The organism is Modestobacter sp. VKM Ac-2983 (genome assembly GCF_026967885.1).
Lineage (GTDB): Bacteria > Actinomycetota > Actinomycetes > Mycobacteriales > Geodermatophilaceae > Modestobacter.
Map to the genome: position 1 here is coordinate 133,005 of NZ_JAPVBK010000006.1, position 16,826 is coordinate 149,830.

A 16,826-nucleotide genomic window follows, 5' to 3' on the forward strand; every position below is an offset into this window, starting at 1 on the left:
GTGGGTCCCGGGGCGGCCAGCATCGACGAGGTGCCCGGCCGACGCAAACGGCCGGTTCAGCGAGCGGCGAGCAGCTCTCCGGCGTCGATCCGGCGGCGGCCGACGTAGTAGAGCGTCGTCCCGTCGGCCACCGGGGTCTCCCAGGCCGGGCTGACCGTCAGGCCGTCGGGCCCGCGCAACGCCAGCACCGTCGCCCCGAAGGCCTGGCCGAAGCGCACCTGGCAGTCGCCGAACGTGCCCAGCCGGTGCCCGGCGGGCAGCCGCACGGAGTAGGTGTTGCCGTGGCCGTGGCTGCTCATCAGGTCGCCGTAGACCTCGGTGAGCCCGGGGTCCAGCGCCTCCTCGGTGATCAGGAAGGGCATGTGCCACTGCACGCAGGCGATCCGGGGGTCGACGTAGCGGAGGTTGTCCCGGCGGTCCAGGTCGCGCAGCGCGGCGACCTTGTGCACCTCCGGGGCGGCGTGGTGCAGCGCCACCGCGATGGCCAGCGTCTCGTTGTCGTCCCGCCCGTCGATCACCACCACGCGGGCCGCGGCCACGTTGGCCCGGGTCATGACGTCGACGTGGCTGAGGTCGCCGCGGACGAAGGAGACCTCGGTCCGCTCCGGCACGGGGTCCTCCGGCACGTCCTCCCAGGCACACAGCGCGACCCGGGTGCGCCCCTCGGCGGCCAGCTCGGCGAGCATCCGCTCGGTGCGGCCCGGGAAGTACCCCAGCACGACGACGTGATCGGTCAGGTCCAGCTCGTCCACACCCTTCAGGCGTCTGCTGCGGACCGACTGCAGATAGTCGGCAAGCCGCGTGAACAGCAACGTCAGCGTGACGATGCCACCGATGATCACGTAGGCGCCGACCACGTGGCCGGCGGCCGAGGCCGGGAAGAAGTCGCCGTAGCCCACGGTGGCGGCGGTGACCACGAAGTACCACCAGTAGTTGGCCGGCGCGACGATGTCGCTGTCGGCGCCCTCCACCAGGGCCATCGCCGGCCAGCTGGTCACGAAGACGAAGACCATCACGGCCAGCGGCAGCCGCCAGCCGCGCAGCCGCGCCTGGACCACCCGCGAGAAGCGCGAGAACAAGCCGAACACGGGTCTCCTGCCAGGTCGAGGTCCCGAGCAACCTAGCGTGCGCGTCGGAGTGGGGTCAGGGTGTCGTCATGACGACACCGACCGACGACGACCTCCCCGAGCCCCGGGACATCGCCCTGGAGCAGGCCACCCCCGAGCAGGTCGAGGACCTGGAGGAGGCCAGCGAGCCGCCCGGCGAGTGATCCGACGGGAGCTCGGGTAGCCCGGCGATCATGGAGAGCCGGGACCTGCTGCTGACCGCGTTCGACAACGTCGAGGAAGCCGTCCGCGGGGCGGTCGAGGGCATCGCCCCCGAGCTGCTGACCGCACGGATCGATCCGGAGGCGAACACCATCGCCTGGCTGGTCTGGCACCTGACCCGGGTGCAGGACGACCACGTCGCCGAGGTCGCCGGCACCGCCCAGGCATACACCGACGCCGGGTGGCACGACCGGTTCGGGCTGCCGTTCGACCCGGGCGCCATCGGCTACGGCTTCAGCAGCACCGACGTCGCACGCACCCAGGTCAGCGATCCGCAGCTGCTGATCGGCTACCACGCCGACGTGCACCGCCGGACCGCCGAGTTCGTGGGCACGCTCACCGCCGCGGACCTCGACCGGGTGGTCGACGAGCGCTGGGACCCGCCGGTCACCCTCGGCGTCCGGCTGGTCAGCGTGGTCACCGACGACCTGCAGCACGCTGGGCAGGCAGCCCTCCTGCGCGGCTCCCTGGAGCGGCGCTGAGCACACGGCACCGAGTGCCACCCGCGAGTAGCTTCGCAACGGTGAGCAACGACGCTTCCCCTGACTTCTACGCCCTCGCCGACCTCCTGGAGCCGGAGGAGATCGAGCTGCGGGACCGGGTGCGCGACTTCTGCACGCGCGAGGTCACGCCGATCATCAACGACTACTGGGAGCGGGCGGAGTTCCCGCATCAGCTCATCCCCAAGATGGCCGAGCTTGGCGTGGCCGGCGGCACGGTCGCCGGCTACGGATCGGCCGGGATGAGCGCGGTGTCCGCCGGGCTGGTCGCCGCCGAGTGGGCCCGCGCCGACGGCAGCCTGGGCACCTTCTACGGGGTGCACAGCTTCCTGGCCATGCAGTCGATCGCGCTCCTCGGCGATGAGGAGCAGCGTGAGCGCTGGCTGCCCGCGATGGCCCGGATGGAGCTGATCGGCGCGTTCGGGCTGACCGAGCCGCAGCACGGCTCGGACGCCGTGGCACTGGAGACCAGCGCCCGCCGGGACGGCGACGAGTGGGTGCTCAACGGCGCCAAGAAGTGGATCGGCAACGGCACGATCGCCGACCTGGTGCTCATCTGGGCCCGGGACTCCGACGGGGCGGTCGGCGGGTACGTCGTCCCCAAGGGGTCGATCGGCTGGACCGCCACCCGGATGACCGGCAAGACCGCGCTGCGGGCGGTCTGGCAGGCCGAGATCACCCTGGAGGACGTGCGGGTGCCGGCGGAGAACAAGCTGGCCAACTGCCGCTCGTTCAAGGACGTCTCGGTGGTCCTGGACCGCACCCGATACACGGTGGCCTGGCGGGCGCTGGGCATCGCCGAGGCCGCCTACGAGCTGGCGCTGAAGCACACGATGCAGCGCGAGCAGTTCGGCCAGCCGATCGCCGGCTACCAGCTGGTGCAGGAGAAGCTGGCCCGGATGCTGGCTGAGATCACCAGCATGCAGCTGCTGAGCTGGCGGTTGAGCAAGCTCGCCGACGAGGGTCGGATGACCGCGGCCATGGCCTCGATGGCGAAGATGAACAACTGCAAGAAGGCCCGGCAGATCGTGGCCGACGCCCGCGACCTGTTCGGCGGCGACGGCATCCTGCTCGAGCACCACATCGCCCGCCACCACGCCGACATCGAGGCGATCTACACCTTCGAGGGCACCGACCACGTGCAGGCGCTCATCGTGGGCCGGGACATCACCGGCATCTCGGCGATCACCGGCCGGCGGACGCCTCGCGCCGAGCAGAAGCCGGCCGAGCCGCCGCAGTCGATCTAGCCGACCTGTCGCAGTGCCGGCGCTGTGCGGCGCCGGCACTCGGCGCAGGTGTCCCGGCCACTGCTCATCCGCCCCCACCGCTGCGCGCCCCAGATCTGCACGATCGCCCCACACACGGCGAGCTCCACCTCCCCGTCGAGCTCGTCGGCGGGCCGGTGCGCCTCGACGGCGTGCCAGGACTTGGGCTGGTCGACCGGCTGGGCCCAGGATCGACGGTCCGGCCGGGCGAATCCGACGGCGTAGCTGTCCACTCCCGTCCTGTGCCCCACGCCACACCGGGCCAATCATGGGATGTCCCGCCGCACCGGCTCCCGCGCTACCGTCGACGGCGACTGGAGGGGGTGTCCCGGTGGACCCGGTGAGCCTGGGTGTGGGTGCACTGCTGATCGCCGTCGGCTTCGTGGCCGGCCGGCTGGGACGTCGCCGTCCGACTGGCCCTCCCGTGCCCCAGGCCGTCTGCGCCTGCGGTCACCCGCTGAGCCAGCACGACCCGGAGCAGGGCACCTGCCACTCCGAGATCGCCCGGGACGCCTACACCAAGCGCGGCAAGTGGGCCGGGCACACCTGGGTCGCCTGCAGCTGCCGCCAGTACATCGGCCCGCGGCCGATCGACGAGGTCTTCGCGCCTCGCCTGCTCCCCCCGTCGGACTGAGCCGTCCCGACCGACTGCCGACCGGCCCCGGCGCGCCGACTTGGCGAGATCCGCCAGAGACCGTGGGGGTCGTTCGTGACGCGCGCCACACAGTTCGCCGGCTGAGCTGCCGATGTTGAGGACATGTCACGTCGGCTCGCAACGATGCGGACCTCGACCGAGCAGCAGGTCGCGGCCCAGCGGTCCCCGTCGCCCTGGTGGCGGTCGGCCGTGGTCTACCAGGTCTACCTGCGGTCCTTCGCCGACGGAAACGGCGACGGGATCGGCGACCTGGCCGGTCTGCGCTCCCGGTTGCCCTACCTGTCCTGGCTCGGCGTCGACGCCCTCTGGATCAACCCGCACTACCCGTCCGGTGGGGCCGACGGCGGCTACGACATCTGCGACTACCGGGCGGTCGACCCCGACTACGGCGACGTCGCCGACCTGGAGGCCCTGGTCGCCGACGCCCGGCAGCTCGGGTTGCGCGTCGTCCTCGACGTCGTCCCGAACCACACCTCCGACCAGCACCCCTGGTTCCAGGCCGCACTCGCCGACCCCGACTGCCCCGAGGCCGCCCGATACCACTTCGCCCCGCCGTCGGAGGAGCCGCCGAACAACTGGCGCTCGCTCTTCGGCGGCCCGGCCTGGTCGCGCACCCCGGACGGCCGCTGGTACCTGCACCTGTTCGCCCCCGAGCAGCCGGACCTGAACTGGCGGGACCCGGCGGTCGCGGCCGACTTCGAGAAGACGCTCCGGTTCTGGCTCGACCGTGGGGTCAGCGGGTTCCGGGTCGACGTCGCCTACGGCCTGTTCAAGGACGCCGACCTGCGGGACAACCCGGGCGCCTACTCCCCCACCCTGTTCGGCCACGGGCCCGAGCAGGCGATGACCTGGAACCAGCCCGAGGTGCACGACGTGTGGCGCCAGTGGCGGTCGGTCTGCGACGAGTACCCCGACACCATGCTGGTCGGCGAGGTCTGCCTGGCCGACCTCGAGGAGGTCGCGCTGTACTCCCGGCCCGACGAGATGCACCAGTCCTTCTCCTTCCGGCTGCTCAAGTCACCGTGGGACACCGCCGCCTTCGCCGACGGCGTGCAGACCGCGCTCGACGCCTTCGGCCAGGTGGGCGCCCCGGTCTCCTGGGTGCTGGGCAACCACGACAAGGACCGGCAGGTCACCCGGTTCGGCGGCGGTGCCCTGGGCACCGCCCGGGCCCGGGCCGCCGCGCTGCTGATGCTGGCGCTCCCCGGGTCGGCGTACCTGTACGCCGGCGACGAGCTGGGGCTGCCCCAGGCCGTGGTGCCGGACGAGGCGAAGACCGACCCGATCTTCTTCCGCAGCGGCGGCGAGCGCGCCGGCCGGGACGGCTGCCGGGTGCCCATGCCGTGGAACGACTCCGCCGGCGTCGGCTTCTCCCCCGACGGCGCCGCCCAGCCGTGGCTGCCGATCCCGGCCGAGTGGAGCGACTACGCCGTCTCCGGCCAGACCCGGGACGGCGGCTCGATGCTGACCCTCTACCGGCGGGCGCTCGCCCTTCGTGCGGCCCACCCGGCGCTGGGCTCCGGCGAGGCGACGGCGAGCACCCGCGGCGACGTCCTCACCGTCCGCTGTGTCAGGGACGAGGAGGCGGTGCGCTGCGTGGTGAACATGGGCTCGACCACGGTGCTGGTCCGCTCCCGCGGTCAGGTGCTGCTCGCCTCCACCACTCGGGTGCACGCCTCGGCCGGCAGCATCGCCCTGCCGCCGAACACCGCGGCCTGGCTCACCGAGGACTGACCGCCGGCTCGGTCACCAGGGACCGCACCGGGCCGGTTGCCGGTCGACTGCTGGCCGGTCCCCCGATAGAGCGATGCGGGCGCCCCCCACTCCTGTCGACAACTCCTGTGCAGAGCTCTCCGTAGAGAGCTGATGACAGGAGAGGCAGATCGGGATGTCCACCCCTCACCACAGCGGCTCGGGCCGTGTCCGGAGCCGAGGCACGCGGGTGCTGGCCGGCACGATGGCGGCCGCGCTGGGCTTCGGTGGCGCCGCCGTCGTCGACACCTTCTTCTCCCCCGCTCTCGCGGTGGCTGATGAGGTCGCGGACTTCGGCCCGGCCGGGGACGGTCTCACCCGGTACGTGGTGAGCGCCGACGGCCCGATCACCAACGGCGATCTCGCTGCGCTGGCGGCGCTGCCCGGGGTGGCGCACGCCCAGCCGCTGTTCGACGGCTCAGCGCTGGTCGCGACCCACGACCTGCCGGCCGCAGCCCTGGCCGCCGCAGTGCCGGGCTCGACGGTGGAGCTGTCCGCGCCGGGCGCGGTGGCCGGCGCGGTCTCCGACCCGGAGTGGTCCCGCTACGGCTGGAACCTCGCCAACACCGGCTCGAACTCCTACGGCCAACCGGGCACCGCCGGGGCGGACATCGACGCCCCGGCGGGGTGGCTGGCCGGCACCGGCACCGGCGTCGTGGTCGCGGTCCTCGACACCGGGCTGATGACGTCGCACCCCGACCTCCAGGGAGCGCTCTGGCGCAACCCGGACGAGCAGCCCGGCTCGGCCGACGTGGACGGCAACGGCAAGCCCGGCGACGTCAACGGCTGGAACTTCTACACCAACAGCGCCGACGTGACCAACGCCGGGAACGACAACTCGCACGGCACCTCGGTGACCGGTGTCGTCGCCGCAAGGGCGGGCAACGGCGAGGGCAGCGCTGGGGTGGCGCCGAACGTCACCGTCATGCCGCTCGTCATCGGCTCCGGCGGTTCGGTGGACCTCCTCCTGGGGGCACAGGCCATCAAGTACGCCGCCGACAACGGCGCCGACATCGTCAACGCCAGCTGGGGCGGCCCGGGCGGCGCCGACATCCTCACCGAGGCCATCGCTTACGCCAACAGCAAGGGCACCGTGGTGGTCGCCGCAGCGGGCAACGACGCGCTGGACCGCGACACCTCGTTGTTCCACCCCGCCAGCCTCAGCGCCGAGAACCTGATCACGGTGGGGAACAGCAACGCCGTGGACGGCGTCAGCACCTCGTCCGCCTACGGGGCGAGGTCGGTGCAGCTCTTCGCCCCCGGGCACTACGTCTACACGACCTGGCACGACGGCTCGTACCGGCTGGTGAGCGGCACCTCCATCGCCGCTCCGAACGTGGCCGGCGCACTGGCGCTCTACCGGGGCGTCCACGACACCGACACCGCGGCCCAGCTCAAGGCGCGGCTCCTCGCCGACGTGGACCCGGTCCCCGCCTTCGTGGGCAAGTCCGTCACCGGCGGCCGGCTGTCGCTCACCGCCCTGGGCGACTCGGTGGCCGACGTGTCCTACAGCTTCGCCGGCATGTCCGGCGCCGCCGGCGTCCTCACCCCCACGGTGGGGGTCAGCGGGTCCGCCCCGGCCGGTGAGTACTCCCTCCGCCTCCTCCTCGGGATGGAGCACCAGGGTGAGCTGATGGCCGTGTCCGGGCAGTCGATCACGGCCGACGGCGTCACCTACACGACCGACGACAGCGGCCAGGTCGTCGTGCCGCTGGGCCAGCGCGCATCGCTGGGCACGGTGATGCTGTCGCCCAGCCTGGAGCTGACCGACGGCCGGTACGCGCTGGTGAGCCAGCTGCAGGTGGACGGCGCCGCGCTGACCACCCCCCGTGCAGCGCCGCTGCTGGTGGGTCACGTGGCCGCGGAGGCACCGGAGTCGCCCACCCCGGCTCCGAACCCCACCCCGGCTCCCGCCCCGACCTCCCCGGCTCCCGGCACCCCGGCGCCCTCGGAGGAGCAGCCGGACGGGAGCGGGTCCGACCCCGCTGCCCCCGAGTCGCCGGACTCCCAGACACCGGACAGCCAGTCACCTGCCCCCGCTCCGGACACGACCCAGCCCGTCACCGACGCCCCGGTGGACCAGAGCCCAGGCGGCGACGGGTCCGCTCCCGACGCACCGGACGCCGATACGCCGGGCACCGAGACGCCGGGACCGGAGGCACCGGGCACGGAGGCGCCGGGAACGGACCCGGAGGCGCCTGAGCAGTCGGAGGACGCGCCCACGCCGGGCACCGCCCCGCTGCCCACGTCACCGGAGCCGAGCACCACTCCTGCACCTGCCCCGGAGGACGGCACGCCTGCGCCGGACCTCGGCGGTGAGCAGGAGTACCCGGGGACGGGGCCGTTCGGGCTGACGTCGATCTCGCCCACCCGGGTGAGCGCGGACGGCGGCACGCGGGTCACCATCACCGGCACCGCCATCCCGGACGGGGCTCGGGTCCGGGTCGGTGACACCGGCGCCGCCGCCGTCGCCCGCAACACCGGCACGGAGCTGGTGTTCACCACCCCCGCGCTGGTGCCCGGGACGTACGACGTGCACGTGTTCGCGCTGGACGGGACCGAGTCGGTGCTCTCCGGCGGGCTCACCTACGTCGACACGTCCGGCGAGCCGGTCCCTGCCCCCGCGCCGGAGGACGGCGTGGACCCGCCGGACCCGGCCCTCCCGCCGGTGGAGGGGGCGGAGCCGGACGACAGCCCGGAGCAGGTCGTCACCACCCCCGGTGGGCAGCGGCTCGTCTCCTCCCCGCTGTTCCGCAGCATTCCGCGCTCGATCTGGTACCTCGACTGCTCGGTCGCCTGTACGGGACTGCGGCTGTAGGTCACCGGTGCCCAGCGGGCCCGACACCGCACGTGCGGTGTCGGGCCCGCTGTCTGCCAGCCGAGGTCAGCGCAACACGGAGGACAGCAGCAGGCTGGTCTCGCTGTTCAGGACACCGTCGATGGAGCGGATGCGGCCGAGCAGCCGGTCGAACTCCATGAGGTCAGGGGTGCGGAGCTCCGCGACGAGGTCCCAGCCCCCGTTGGTGGAGTGCAGCGCGTCGATCTCGGTGAAGCCCCGCAGCCGGCGGATCACCGCGTCCGTCGAGCGGCCCTCCACCTCGATCAGCGTCACGGCCCGCACCTCACCGGCGACCGCGTCCTCCCGCACCCGCACGGTGAAGCCGACGATGACGCCCTCCGCCACCAACCGGTCCATCCGGCTGGTCACCGTGGCCCGGGTGACCCCGAGCCGGCGGGCGATCTCGGCTACGGGCGCCCGACCGTCCTCGCGCAGGACGGCGAGCAGCCGGCGATCGAGGTCGGTGAGCGCAGCCATGCAGAAAGGCTAATCGCAGCGTCAATTGTGCTCATCCGAACGTGCAGGATTGCGCTGTTCGTCCGTTGCGGGTGCACATCGTCCGTTCCTAGCCTTGAGGTACCGCTGACAGGAAGGCTCGGATGACTGCGCTCGTCGACGTCCGCACCACGATCCGCCGGCTCTCCGCCGCACCGATCGCCGCCGTCGTCCCGGTCGGAGCCTGATGGCAGCGCCCGCACAGGCACCGGGTGCCGTCGTGCTCATCCGCCCGGACCACTTCCGGCCCAACGAGCTGACCCGGGTCGACAACGCCTTCCAGTCACTGCCCGCCGGGCCGGACGCCGCCGGTGTCGCCGCCCGGGCGCGGGACGAGGTGACCCGGCTGGCCGAGGTGCTTGAGGCGGCGGGGGTGGTCGTGCACCTCTTCGACGACCACGCGCACGACCGCCCGGACAGCGTCTTCCCGAACAACTGGCTGTCGACCCACCCCGACGGGCGGGTGGCCCTCTACCCGATGTTCGCCGCCAACCGGCGCAGCGAACGACGCGCCGACGTCGTCCAGCTGCTCCAGGATCGCTACCGGGTGACGCAGGTCGTGGACTTCTCCGACATGGAGCGGGACGGGCTGTTCCTCGAGTCGACCGGCGCCATGGTGCTCGACCACCAGGAGCGGGTCGCCTACGTCTCCCGTTCCCACCGGGCACACCCCCAGGCGCTGGCGCGGTTCTGCGGGACGTTCGGCTACGAGGCGCTGCTGTTCGACACAGCCGACGCCGAGGGCCGGGCGGTGTACCACACCAACGTGCTGATGTCGGTCGGCAGCGCAGTGGCGCTCGTCGGGCTCGGGATGATCAGCACGCCCGCCGACCGGGCCCGGGTGGTCGACCGGCTCGGTGCGACAGGGCGGGACGTCGTCGAGCTCTCCGAGCACCAGGTCCGGGAGTTCGCCGGCAACGCCATCGAGCTGACCGGCCGTGACGGACCGGTGCTGGCGCTCTCCGCGCGGGCCGCCGCCAGCCTCACCCCCGCCCAGCGCCGGCGGATCGAGGCGACCACCCAGCTGCTGCCGGTGGCCGTGCCGACGGTCGAGCTGGCGGGCGGATCGGTGCGGTGCATGATCGCCGGGGTGCACCTCGCGCCCCGAGCGGCAGACCTCACCCGCCTGCCGCTGTTCGGCGCACTCCCCGACCCGGTCCGGGTCCCCGTCGCCCCCTGAGGTGCCCCGGTCGTCCGCAGGCTCACTGGCCCTACGGACGACCGGGACCGCTGCCGGGGTTCAGCCCTTCTGTCGGCCGAGGACGGCGTGCAGGGCACCGGCCAGCCACTCGCCGGCCTGCTGCTCCGACGGCGGCGTGGACGGGTAGCGGGCGGCGACGTACCCGTCCGGCCGGACGAGCAGCACGCCGCCGTCCTCGATCTCCCGCAGGTCGGCCCAGGTGCCGTACGGGTCCTCGACGGGCCGACCCGGCCCGATCGACACGGTGGTGATCGACAGGCCGAGCTCCTCGCCGAGGCTCCGGGCCGCCGCCAGCCACGCCTCCCCGCCGATGCCGGTCACCACGCTGAACCGTCCCCGGCCGACCAGGTCGAGCGTGGAGATGCGGTGCCCGCCCCGCGTCACCCAGGTGTGCGGGAGCTTGGCGCCGGGCCAGGTGGTCGGCTGGGCGTAGAGCACCGGGTCCCGGCGGTACTCCGGCATCGGCGTCCCGTCGCCGACGACCGCGGAACTGGCGTAGCGCTGGTTGTGCTCGACCCCGTGGGCGTCGAACTCGTGCGCCTTGTAGGCGATCGCCTCCCGGAGCGCCGTCCGGATCTTCTCCCCCTCCGGGCCCGGCGCCTTCCACAGCGCGAGCTGGCGCTCCAGTGCCGCTGCCTCGGTGTGCTCCAGGTCGAGCGCGCTGAGGATCCGGCCCGTGTCCGCGATGCTCTGGTTGGCCCGCTCGACGACCTGCCGGGCGATCGGTGCCCGCTCGGCGTCGTAGCTGTCCAGCAGCGAGGGGTCCGCCGTCCCGGCCACCACGTGGGCCAGCTTCCACGCCAGGTTGTACGAGTCCTGGATCGAGGTGTTCGAGCCCAGCCCGTTGGTCGGCGGATGCCGGTGGATCGCATCGCCGGCGCAGAAGACCCGCCCGCGGGCGATCGTGGTGGCGAAGTGGTGGTTCACCGTCCACGGGGAGCGCGACTTGACCCGCATCTCGAAGTCGTCGCTGCCGACCAGCGCGACGGCGAGCTCCCGGACCACCTCGTCGCTGAGGTCGGGCGGGCCGCCGGCGACCTCGTAGCCCCACATGAGCATCCACTCGTTCCAGGGCTTGATCATCCGGAGCACGCCCAGCCCGACGCCCTCGCGCTCCGCCCCCGGCTGCAGCATCCAGTAGAGGACCGAGGGGCGGTGCGCCACGAACCGGGAGAGGTCGGCCTCGAAGACGATGCTCAGCGCGCCACCGACCGCGCCCGGGCCCTCGAACGGCAGGTCGAGGTCCGCGGCCACCTGGCTGCGCGCGCCGTCGGCACCGATCAGGTACTTGGAGCGGACCGTGAACTGGGCGCCGGTCAGCCGGTCCTGCAGGGTCGTGGTGACACCGTCGTCGTCCTGGACGTGGGAGACGTAGCTGGTGTCGAACCGGACCCGCGCCCCGCGCTCCTGCGCCGCCTGGACCAGGATCGGCTCGGTGATCGTCTGCGGCGCGTCCAGCATCGAGGTCGGGCTCTGCAGCTCGTAGTCGGCGTGCCGCACGGTGTCGGTGCCCCAGGAGGGGATCCGGCCGAGCTCCTCCCCCGCGAGGCTGGTGCAGAAGGTCGTGTTCCCCATGAACTCCCAGGGCGTTGCCTCCTGCATGAGCCGCTCCTCCAGGCCCATGTCCCGCATCACCTCCATCGTGCGCTGGTTGGTGATGTGCGCCCGGGGGGTGTCGGAGAGCCGGCCGTACTTGGTGACCAGCAGCGTCGACGTCCCGTAGCTGGCGAGGAGCAGCGCTGCCGACGCCCCGGCCGGGCCGGAGCCCACCACCAGGACGTCGGTGGTCACGGCGGGCTGAGCAGGGGTCGAGTCATCCGGCGGGGACTGGGTCATCGAGTTCCTCTCTCGGGTGCTAGACGACGGCGGTCCGGGCGCAGCCGGGCCGTCGCAGGGGTCCGCCAGGCACTGTGCCATGCATCACAGCCAAACGGTTGTGCTCGACAGTCCTCATGATCGAGCGACTGCCTGCCTGTTACAGGGGCACCGGTTGCTGAGCCACAGTGGCAATCCGACAAGCCTTATTCGGCCAGGACTAAAGGCCGGGGCGTCGAGCCATCTTCGCCCGGACACGCGAGCGATCCAGACTGACGGGAGCATCGAATGGCGTCGCCAGTATTGCGCGCCGGCGAACTAGGGAGCAATGGCGAAGCACCGATACGCGAACTATCACGCACTACGACATGCTTGGATCTTTGAGGAGGCCCAGCTTTTTATGAATGATCGCAGGTGGCCGCTTCCGAGCGAGTTGGGCCAGATGTTCAAAGTAGCTATTGAACTGGGTTCCATTGAATCGACGCTGCGCATAGATGAACCCTCTTAGAGTAGTCCACGAGCGGTCGATCGAGTTTCCATAGGAGCCGAGTACCAAGTCCTCGTCAATCACACCGTAAGCGACGAGTTTACCCAGGTCGTCGAAGTACTCGGTCAGCCAGAGAGCAAGCGCTCTCTTGTCGCCAGGCATAGCATCGTACCCCCCGTCCGGGTCTATCCCCTCAAGGAAGCCACCCTCCCTGACCTTCTTCACCGCATCCGCATACTGGGGCTCATGAAGGCGGTCCAGCACGTCCGTGACCACTGTGAGTGAGTGCGATGCCCGAGTTGCCCTCAGCGCCCTCCTACTAGAAAGCACGGACACTGCTAGGGCTATCAGCGAGATGACAATCGGGGCTGCATCGACTAGGTCCATAATTCCTCACCAGACGGTCGAACGGTTCAGGCAGATTAGCGCAAGGCAATCTCTCCCTGCTTGCGCCAGACGTCCCGGCGCCCGCACCCGCCTCCCGCCCACTCCGCGCCCCGCGCGATCAAGTCTTGGCGTTCGCGGCCGCCGCCCGGCTAACGGTTCCCCGCGTCACCTGGCAGAGGTACAACCACCCGACGGCCAGGCGACCTGCGCTGGCTGAGTCGAGCGTTGACTGCCCTCGGTACCGGTCAACCAGCCGCGGTTGATGGCCAATCCCGTGGCGACCAGCGCCGACACGTGGGTGTCAGGGGGCAGGGTGCCGGTGACGCCCGATGCGGGGCGGACGGTCAGTTCGGTTCTGAGAGCACGCTCGGCCTCCGACCGGGAGGTGGCGGTCTCGGGGACCAGCCGCACGTCGCCGCCGAAGTCATGCGACTGGCTCAGGCTTCGACCCGGCCGTTGGGCATGGTCGAGAAGCGGACCTTGATGCTGGTTCCCAGCGGTATCGGTGGACGGCCGACGGGAAGCTCCCGCACGTTGTACTGACCTCCTCGAGGATGCCGGGCGCCCGAACCGACAGAAGAGGAAGGTGCCATCGAACTCGAACCTACAACCCTGCGATTTGATCTTCGTTTAGTTGGCCAACGTCGAAAGTTTGCGAACTATCGCTTTGAGCAGCGCATATGCCGTTGACCAACGTTGACTGCATGAGTACGTACCAGTGCGTTTTCGATGAGTAAGCGATGCCTGTGCGACACGATTAATTGCATGATCCAGCGTCCACCTCCCCAGCACGGCCCCCCTGCCCACGCGAATGCCAGTCAGACGGACGTCACAGTCCGCACCGAGACCGTTTAGCGCCGGCGACGGCTCCGCGGCCACCAAGCCCGTCGAGGGGCGGGCACGCGGAACTCCTCCTCGCGGGTAGTGCGGCCCCGTCGCTCGTCGTCGGTTCGGCGGACTCACCGGAGCAAGGCAGCCCCGCGTGGAAGGCGGCGAGTCGCGTGGTGGCCACGCTCAGCTGCCCGGCGGTCAGCCCAAGGCGACGGCACGACGGCCGGCCTCTACTCAGTCCCACCCGCGGCGGCCCGCCCGACGTGTCAGGCTGCCCGGCGACCGAAGCGGCTTGAGGTGCTTGCCGGGTTCATCGCCACGAGCTCCGGTGACCTCCCCGTGGTTACGTATGAGGGTGAGCCAGAAGGAGTGGGTCCCCGAGGTGACGCTTGAGGCGATGCGGCGGATCTCTGCGCACGCCGAGAAGGTCGGGCCCACCAACACCGACGAATTCACGTTCCGTGCCTTCTTCATGGCAGCGGCGTACGACGCGGCAGAAGGGCAAGGTCTAGAGAAGACCCTCCGCTTCCAGACTGAGTGGCACCGGTTCGACCTGCTCGTGCAACTCGCCGACGTCCCCATGCTGATCGAGTTCAAGTACTACGTCATCCGCCGGACGCTCGACTTGGACGGCAAGAGGCGCGACTTCAAGGGTGGCCCCGGACCGCAAAACCTATCGGAGTTTCACGCCGCTCTGCGCGGTCTTCGTGCAGGAGACCTCTATGGCGTGAGTCAACACAGGCTCATTGTCGTGTACCTGCGCGACGATGCCCTTCCCAAAGGTCAGAGCTGGCACAAGACCTTCGGGGGCCTGCAGCCCGACTTCTCGATCGCCCAAGTATGGCAGTGCGCGAGCGGTCCGTTCGAGGCTCGAATCCTCGAGCCCACGAATCCGCTGCCGCCGGGGAGCTCACCCGGGGCGCTTACCACTCCGTAGAGCCGCGGCCGCACCCGCTGCGCCTGACACGTCGTACGGGGACGTCGATCCCGGTTCGGCCGCATATCGGACGCCGCGCCGGCTTCCCTCCCAGGCACCGCGTCCACCGAGAGTGTGCACCGGGCCAGCATTGATCAACCTGCCTACGCGCCTACTTGACCGCCTAGCGAGGCGACTGGCGGCTGGGTAGTCGGCACCGCCCGACTGTTGGCACCTCCCCCTGCCACGGCAAGATGCGCTGACGATGTCACCCGCGGGGGCGTGACATCTCACCATCTACGGGGGAACGCATCGTGCTTGAGTTCCGCACGCCACCCAACTGGCCGACCCCACCAGCGGGCTTCGTGCCAGCGCCCGACTGGAAACCGGACCCGGCCTGGGGGCCGCCACCGGACGGTTGGATCTTCTGGGTGGACCCCGCCGCCGCTGCGACACCGCAGACAGCTCGACACCGCGCCTCTGACCCGCAGCCAGCGGCCCGGAAGGCGGCAGGCGGCGCAACGGCGAATGCAGGGGGAGAGGCAGCACCCTCGCATGTGGCCTCGTCGTCGCCGGAGCCCGAGAAGATCAGCCGATTAGGGGCCTACAAGCGCGCCCAGGAGCTCGCAGTTGAGGCGACCGATCTCAGGCAACAGGTGACCGTCCTGAACGAACAACTCAGCCGCCTCGGCGCCTTCACGGTCGCGGACCTCGAGCGTCAGGCCAACGCCCTCCGCGACGAGGCAGCCGCCCTGCGGGCCAGCATGGAAGCCGAGCGCGCCAACCAGGCGGCTCTGCTTCAACAACAGGCCGCCGATGCTCGACAGCGCTCGGAGCAACAGCTCGCCGAACTTAGCCGGCGCACGTCTGAGGCGGAATCCCGCCTCAATGACCTTGCGGGTCAGGTCGTGGCCACCAACGAGGAAGCCATCCTCCAAGAGGTCGGCATCTACGAGTACAGGCATCCACTGAGCGACGCCGTGGCCTACCAGGCCGAGCTCAAAAGCCTTCAGGACCGAATCAAGACCATGGGCAAGAAGGACGGTGGCGCGGTCACCGCCACCACCACCTGGACGGTCAACAACTCCGCCGCTCAAGGCCGAACCATGGTCAACAACATCTCGAAGCTCATGCTGCGGGCTTACAACGCGGAAGCTGACAACCTCGTAAGGTCGCTCAAGCCCTACAAGGTCGAGGCATCCATCGACCGTCTGACCAAAGTGGTGGACACCATCGCACGTCTCGGTACCACGATGCACATCCGCATTTCAGAGCCCTACCACCGCCTTCGCATCCGTGAGCTCGAGCTAACAGCCGACTACCTCGCGAGGGTGGCCGAGGAAAAGGAAAGAGAGCGGGAGGAGAAGCAACGGCTGCGTGATGAGCGACAGGCCCAACTCGAGATCGATCGGGAAAAACAGCGCCTTGAGAAGGAACGCCAGCACTACCAGAACGCACACGCTGCGCTCCTGGCCAACGGCGACGTCGCGGGGGCCGAGGCACTACAACGCAAGCTCAACGAAATCGACCGTGCCATCGAGGACGTCGACTATCGCGCCGCCAACATCCGGGCCGGCTACGTCTACGTCATCTCCAACGTCGGCGCGTTCGGCGACTCTATGGTCAAGGTCGGGATGACCCGACGCCTTGATCCTTTAGACCGCGTTCGTGAACTCGGTGACGCGTCGGTCCCCTTCCGGTTCGACGTACACACCCTGTTCTTCTCCGAAGATGCAGTGGGGATCGAGGCCGCCGTGCATCGGCGGCTGGCCGAACGACGGGTCAACATGGTCAATCCGAGGCGGGAGTTCTTCCACGCGACCCCTTCCGAGGTGAAGGCGCTACTCGGCGAATTGGCTGGCAACATTCTCGAATTTCAGGACTATCCGGAGGCCCTGGAGTACCGGCAGAGCCTGGGGCAGCGCCAAGGGCCCGCGGTTGCTACGGACTGGGGCGGGTGCACCTCGCCCGCTCCCTCAGTCCGGGATGCCTCAGGCAGGGAACCCCAGCCTTCTGCCTAAGACGTCGGCACAGGTTTACGCCGTCTTCCGAACGCTCGCGTGCTGGGTGCCAAGATGCATGGCACGAGCCTTATGAGACGTCGAAGCGGAACGTCGACGGGGTGTTTGACCGAGAGCGACTGGCGCCGAATCTGAGTCCTGAGCAGGCCTTATGCCGTTGACTGTGGATGGGCACACGTGGTCGGAACTGGACGTCTTGCGGACTTTCCGCGGACTGCGTGCGGACTGACGCGCCTTTGGCTCCTTCGGACGTCAGCTCGGCTGCGCCGACGCATCGCCAGTGGGCGGTCGCTCCCTGGCTGACCCCGTCGGGCTAGGGCACCGGCGCAGACCT

The 16,826-nt window shown here is 70.4% G+C and carries 13 protein-coding genes; 8 read left to right on the forward strand and 5 right to left on the reverse strand.

All coding sequences use genetic code 11. The annotated features are described in order from the left end of the window. Positions 1 to 56: 56 nt before the first annotated feature. On the reverse strand, positions 57 to 1,088 hold the full coding sequence (locus tag O2W18_RS20925) for a potassium channel family protein (RefSeq protein ID WP_269189347.1): 1,032 nt from the start codon (positions 1,086 to 1,088) through the stop codon (positions 57 to 59). Positions 1,089 to 1,300: 212 nt separating this feature from the next. Here O2W18_RS20925 and O2W18_RS20930 point away from each other — a divergent pair, with 212 nt between their 5' ends. After that, positions 1,301 to 1,810: a mycothiol transferase gene (locus tag O2W18_RS20930; protein WP_269189348.1), complete on the forward strand. Its 510-nt coding sequence runs from the start codon at positions 1,301 to 1,303 to the stop codon at positions 1,808 to 1,810. A 41-nt stretch (positions 1,811 to 1,851) separates the two neighbouring features. After that, entirely contained in the window at positions 1,852 to 3,075 is a 1,224-nt protein-coding gene (locus tag O2W18_RS20935; protein WP_269189349.1) for an acyl-CoA dehydrogenase family protein, read from the forward strand. Here the strand turns inward: O2W18_RS20935 and O2W18_RS20940 are convergent. Beyond that, entirely contained in the window at positions 3,072 to 3,326 is a 255-nt protein-coding gene (locus tag O2W18_RS20940; protein ID WP_036341512.1) for a hypothetical protein, read from the reverse strand. The genes O2W18_RS20935 and O2W18_RS20940 overlap by 4 nt on opposite strands. Positions 3,327 to 3,433: 107 nt before the next feature. Between O2W18_RS20940 and O2W18_RS20945 the strand changes: the two genes are divergently transcribed. The 3 genes from O2W18_RS20945 (at position 3,434) to O2W18_RS20955 (ending at position 8,318) form a co-directional block, all read left to right on the forward strand. Further along, complete coding sequence (locus tag O2W18_RS20945) at positions 3,434 to 3,727, forward strand: hypothetical protein (protein ID WP_269189350.1); 294 nt, start codon at positions 3,434 to 3,436, stop codon at positions 3,725 to 3,727. Between the two features lie 144 nt (positions 3,728 to 3,871). Then, positions 3,872 to 5,482 (forward strand): glycoside hydrolase family 13 protein, encoded by a 1,611-nt coding sequence (locus tag O2W18_RS20950; RefSeq protein ID WP_269189351.1) that lies wholly within the window; start codon positions 3,872 to 3,874, stop codon positions 5,480 to 5,482. A gap of 154 nt (positions 5,483 to 5,636) precedes the next feature. After that, on the forward strand, positions 5,637 to 8,318 hold the full coding sequence (locus O2W18_RS20955) for a S8 family serine peptidase (RefSeq protein WP_269189352.1): 2,682 nt from the start codon (positions 5,637 to 5,639) through the stop codon (positions 8,316 to 8,318). A gap of 66 nt (positions 8,319 to 8,384) precedes the next feature. Here the strand turns inward: O2W18_RS20955 and O2W18_RS20960 are convergent, their stop codons facing one another. Continuing rightward, complete coding sequence (locus tag O2W18_RS20960) at positions 8,385 to 8,816, reverse strand: Lrp/AsnC family transcriptional regulator (RefSeq protein ID WP_269189353.1); 432 nt, start codon at positions 8,814 to 8,816, stop codon at positions 8,385 to 8,387. 205 nt (positions 8,817 to 9,021) lie between these two features. Here O2W18_RS20960 and ctlX point away from each other — a divergent pair, with 205 nt between their 5' ends. Next, positions 9,022 to 10,014 (forward strand): citrulline utilization hydrolase CtlX, encoded by a 993-nt coding sequence (gene ctlX / locus O2W18_RS20965; protein ID WP_269189354.1) that lies wholly within the window; start codon positions 9,022 to 9,024, stop codon positions 10,012 to 10,014. Between the two features lie 60 nt (positions 10,015 to 10,074). Here ctlX and O2W18_RS20970 read toward each other — a convergent pair whose 3' ends face one another. Next, on the reverse strand, positions 10,075 to 11,871 hold the full coding sequence (locus tag O2W18_RS20970) for an FAD-dependent oxidoreductase (protein WP_269189355.1): 1,797 nt from the start codon (positions 11,869 to 11,871) through the stop codon (positions 10,075 to 10,077). A 340-nt stretch (positions 11,872 to 12,211) separates the two neighbouring features. Next, positions 12,212 to 12,724, reverse strand: a complete 513-nt coding sequence (locus O2W18_RS20975) for a DUF4760 domain-containing protein (RefSeq protein ID WP_269189356.1) — start codon at positions 12,722 to 12,724, stop codon at positions 12,212 to 12,214. Between the two features lie 1,186 nt (positions 12,725 to 13,910). Here O2W18_RS20975 and O2W18_RS20980 point away from each other — a divergent pair. Together O2W18_RS20980 and O2W18_RS20985 are read left to right on the forward strand one after the other, a co-directional pair. After that, positions 13,911 to 14,492, forward strand: coding sequence for a hypothetical protein (locus O2W18_RS20980; protein ID WP_269189357.1), 582 nt, complete (start codon positions 13,911 to 13,913; stop codon positions 14,490 to 14,492). A gap of 293 nt (positions 14,493 to 14,785) precedes the next feature. Beyond that, positions 14,786 to 16,492, forward strand: a complete 1,707-nt coding sequence (locus O2W18_RS20985; protein WP_269189358.1) for a DUF4041 domain-containing protein — start codon at positions 14,786 to 14,788, stop codon at positions 16,490 to 16,492. Positions 16,493 to 16,826: the final 334 nt, after the last annotated feature.

Bases quoted from the DNA above. Each gene is read 5' to 3' on its own strand.
- O2W18_RS20930 (WP_269189348.1), top strand. From the start codon at position 1,301: ATGGAGAGCCGGGACCTGCTGCTGACCGCGTTCGACAACGTCGAGGAA.
- O2W18_RS20975 (WP_269189356.1), bottom strand. From the start codon at position 12,724: ATGGACCTAGTCGATGCAGCCCCGATTGTCATCTCGCTGATAGCCCTA.
- O2W18_RS20970 (WP_269189355.1), bottom strand. From the start codon at position 11,871: ATGACCCAGTCCCCGCCGGATGACTCGACCCCTGCTCAGCCCGCCGTG.
- ctlX (WP_269189354.1), top strand. From the start codon at position 9,022: ATGGCAGCGCCCGCACAGGCACCGGGTGCCGTCGTGCTCATCCGCCCG.
- O2W18_RS20960 (WP_269189353.1), bottom strand. From the start codon at position 8,816: ATGGCTGCGCTCACCGACCTCGATCGCCGGCTGCTCGCCGTCCTGCGC.
- O2W18_RS20950 (WP_269189351.1), top strand. From the start codon at position 3,872: ATGCGGACCTCGACCGAGCAGCAGGTCGCGGCCCAGCGGTCCCCGTCG.
- O2W18_RS20955 (WP_269189352.1), top strand. From the start codon at position 5,637: ATGTCCACCCCTCACCACAGCGGCTCGGGCCGTGTCCGGAGCCGAGGC.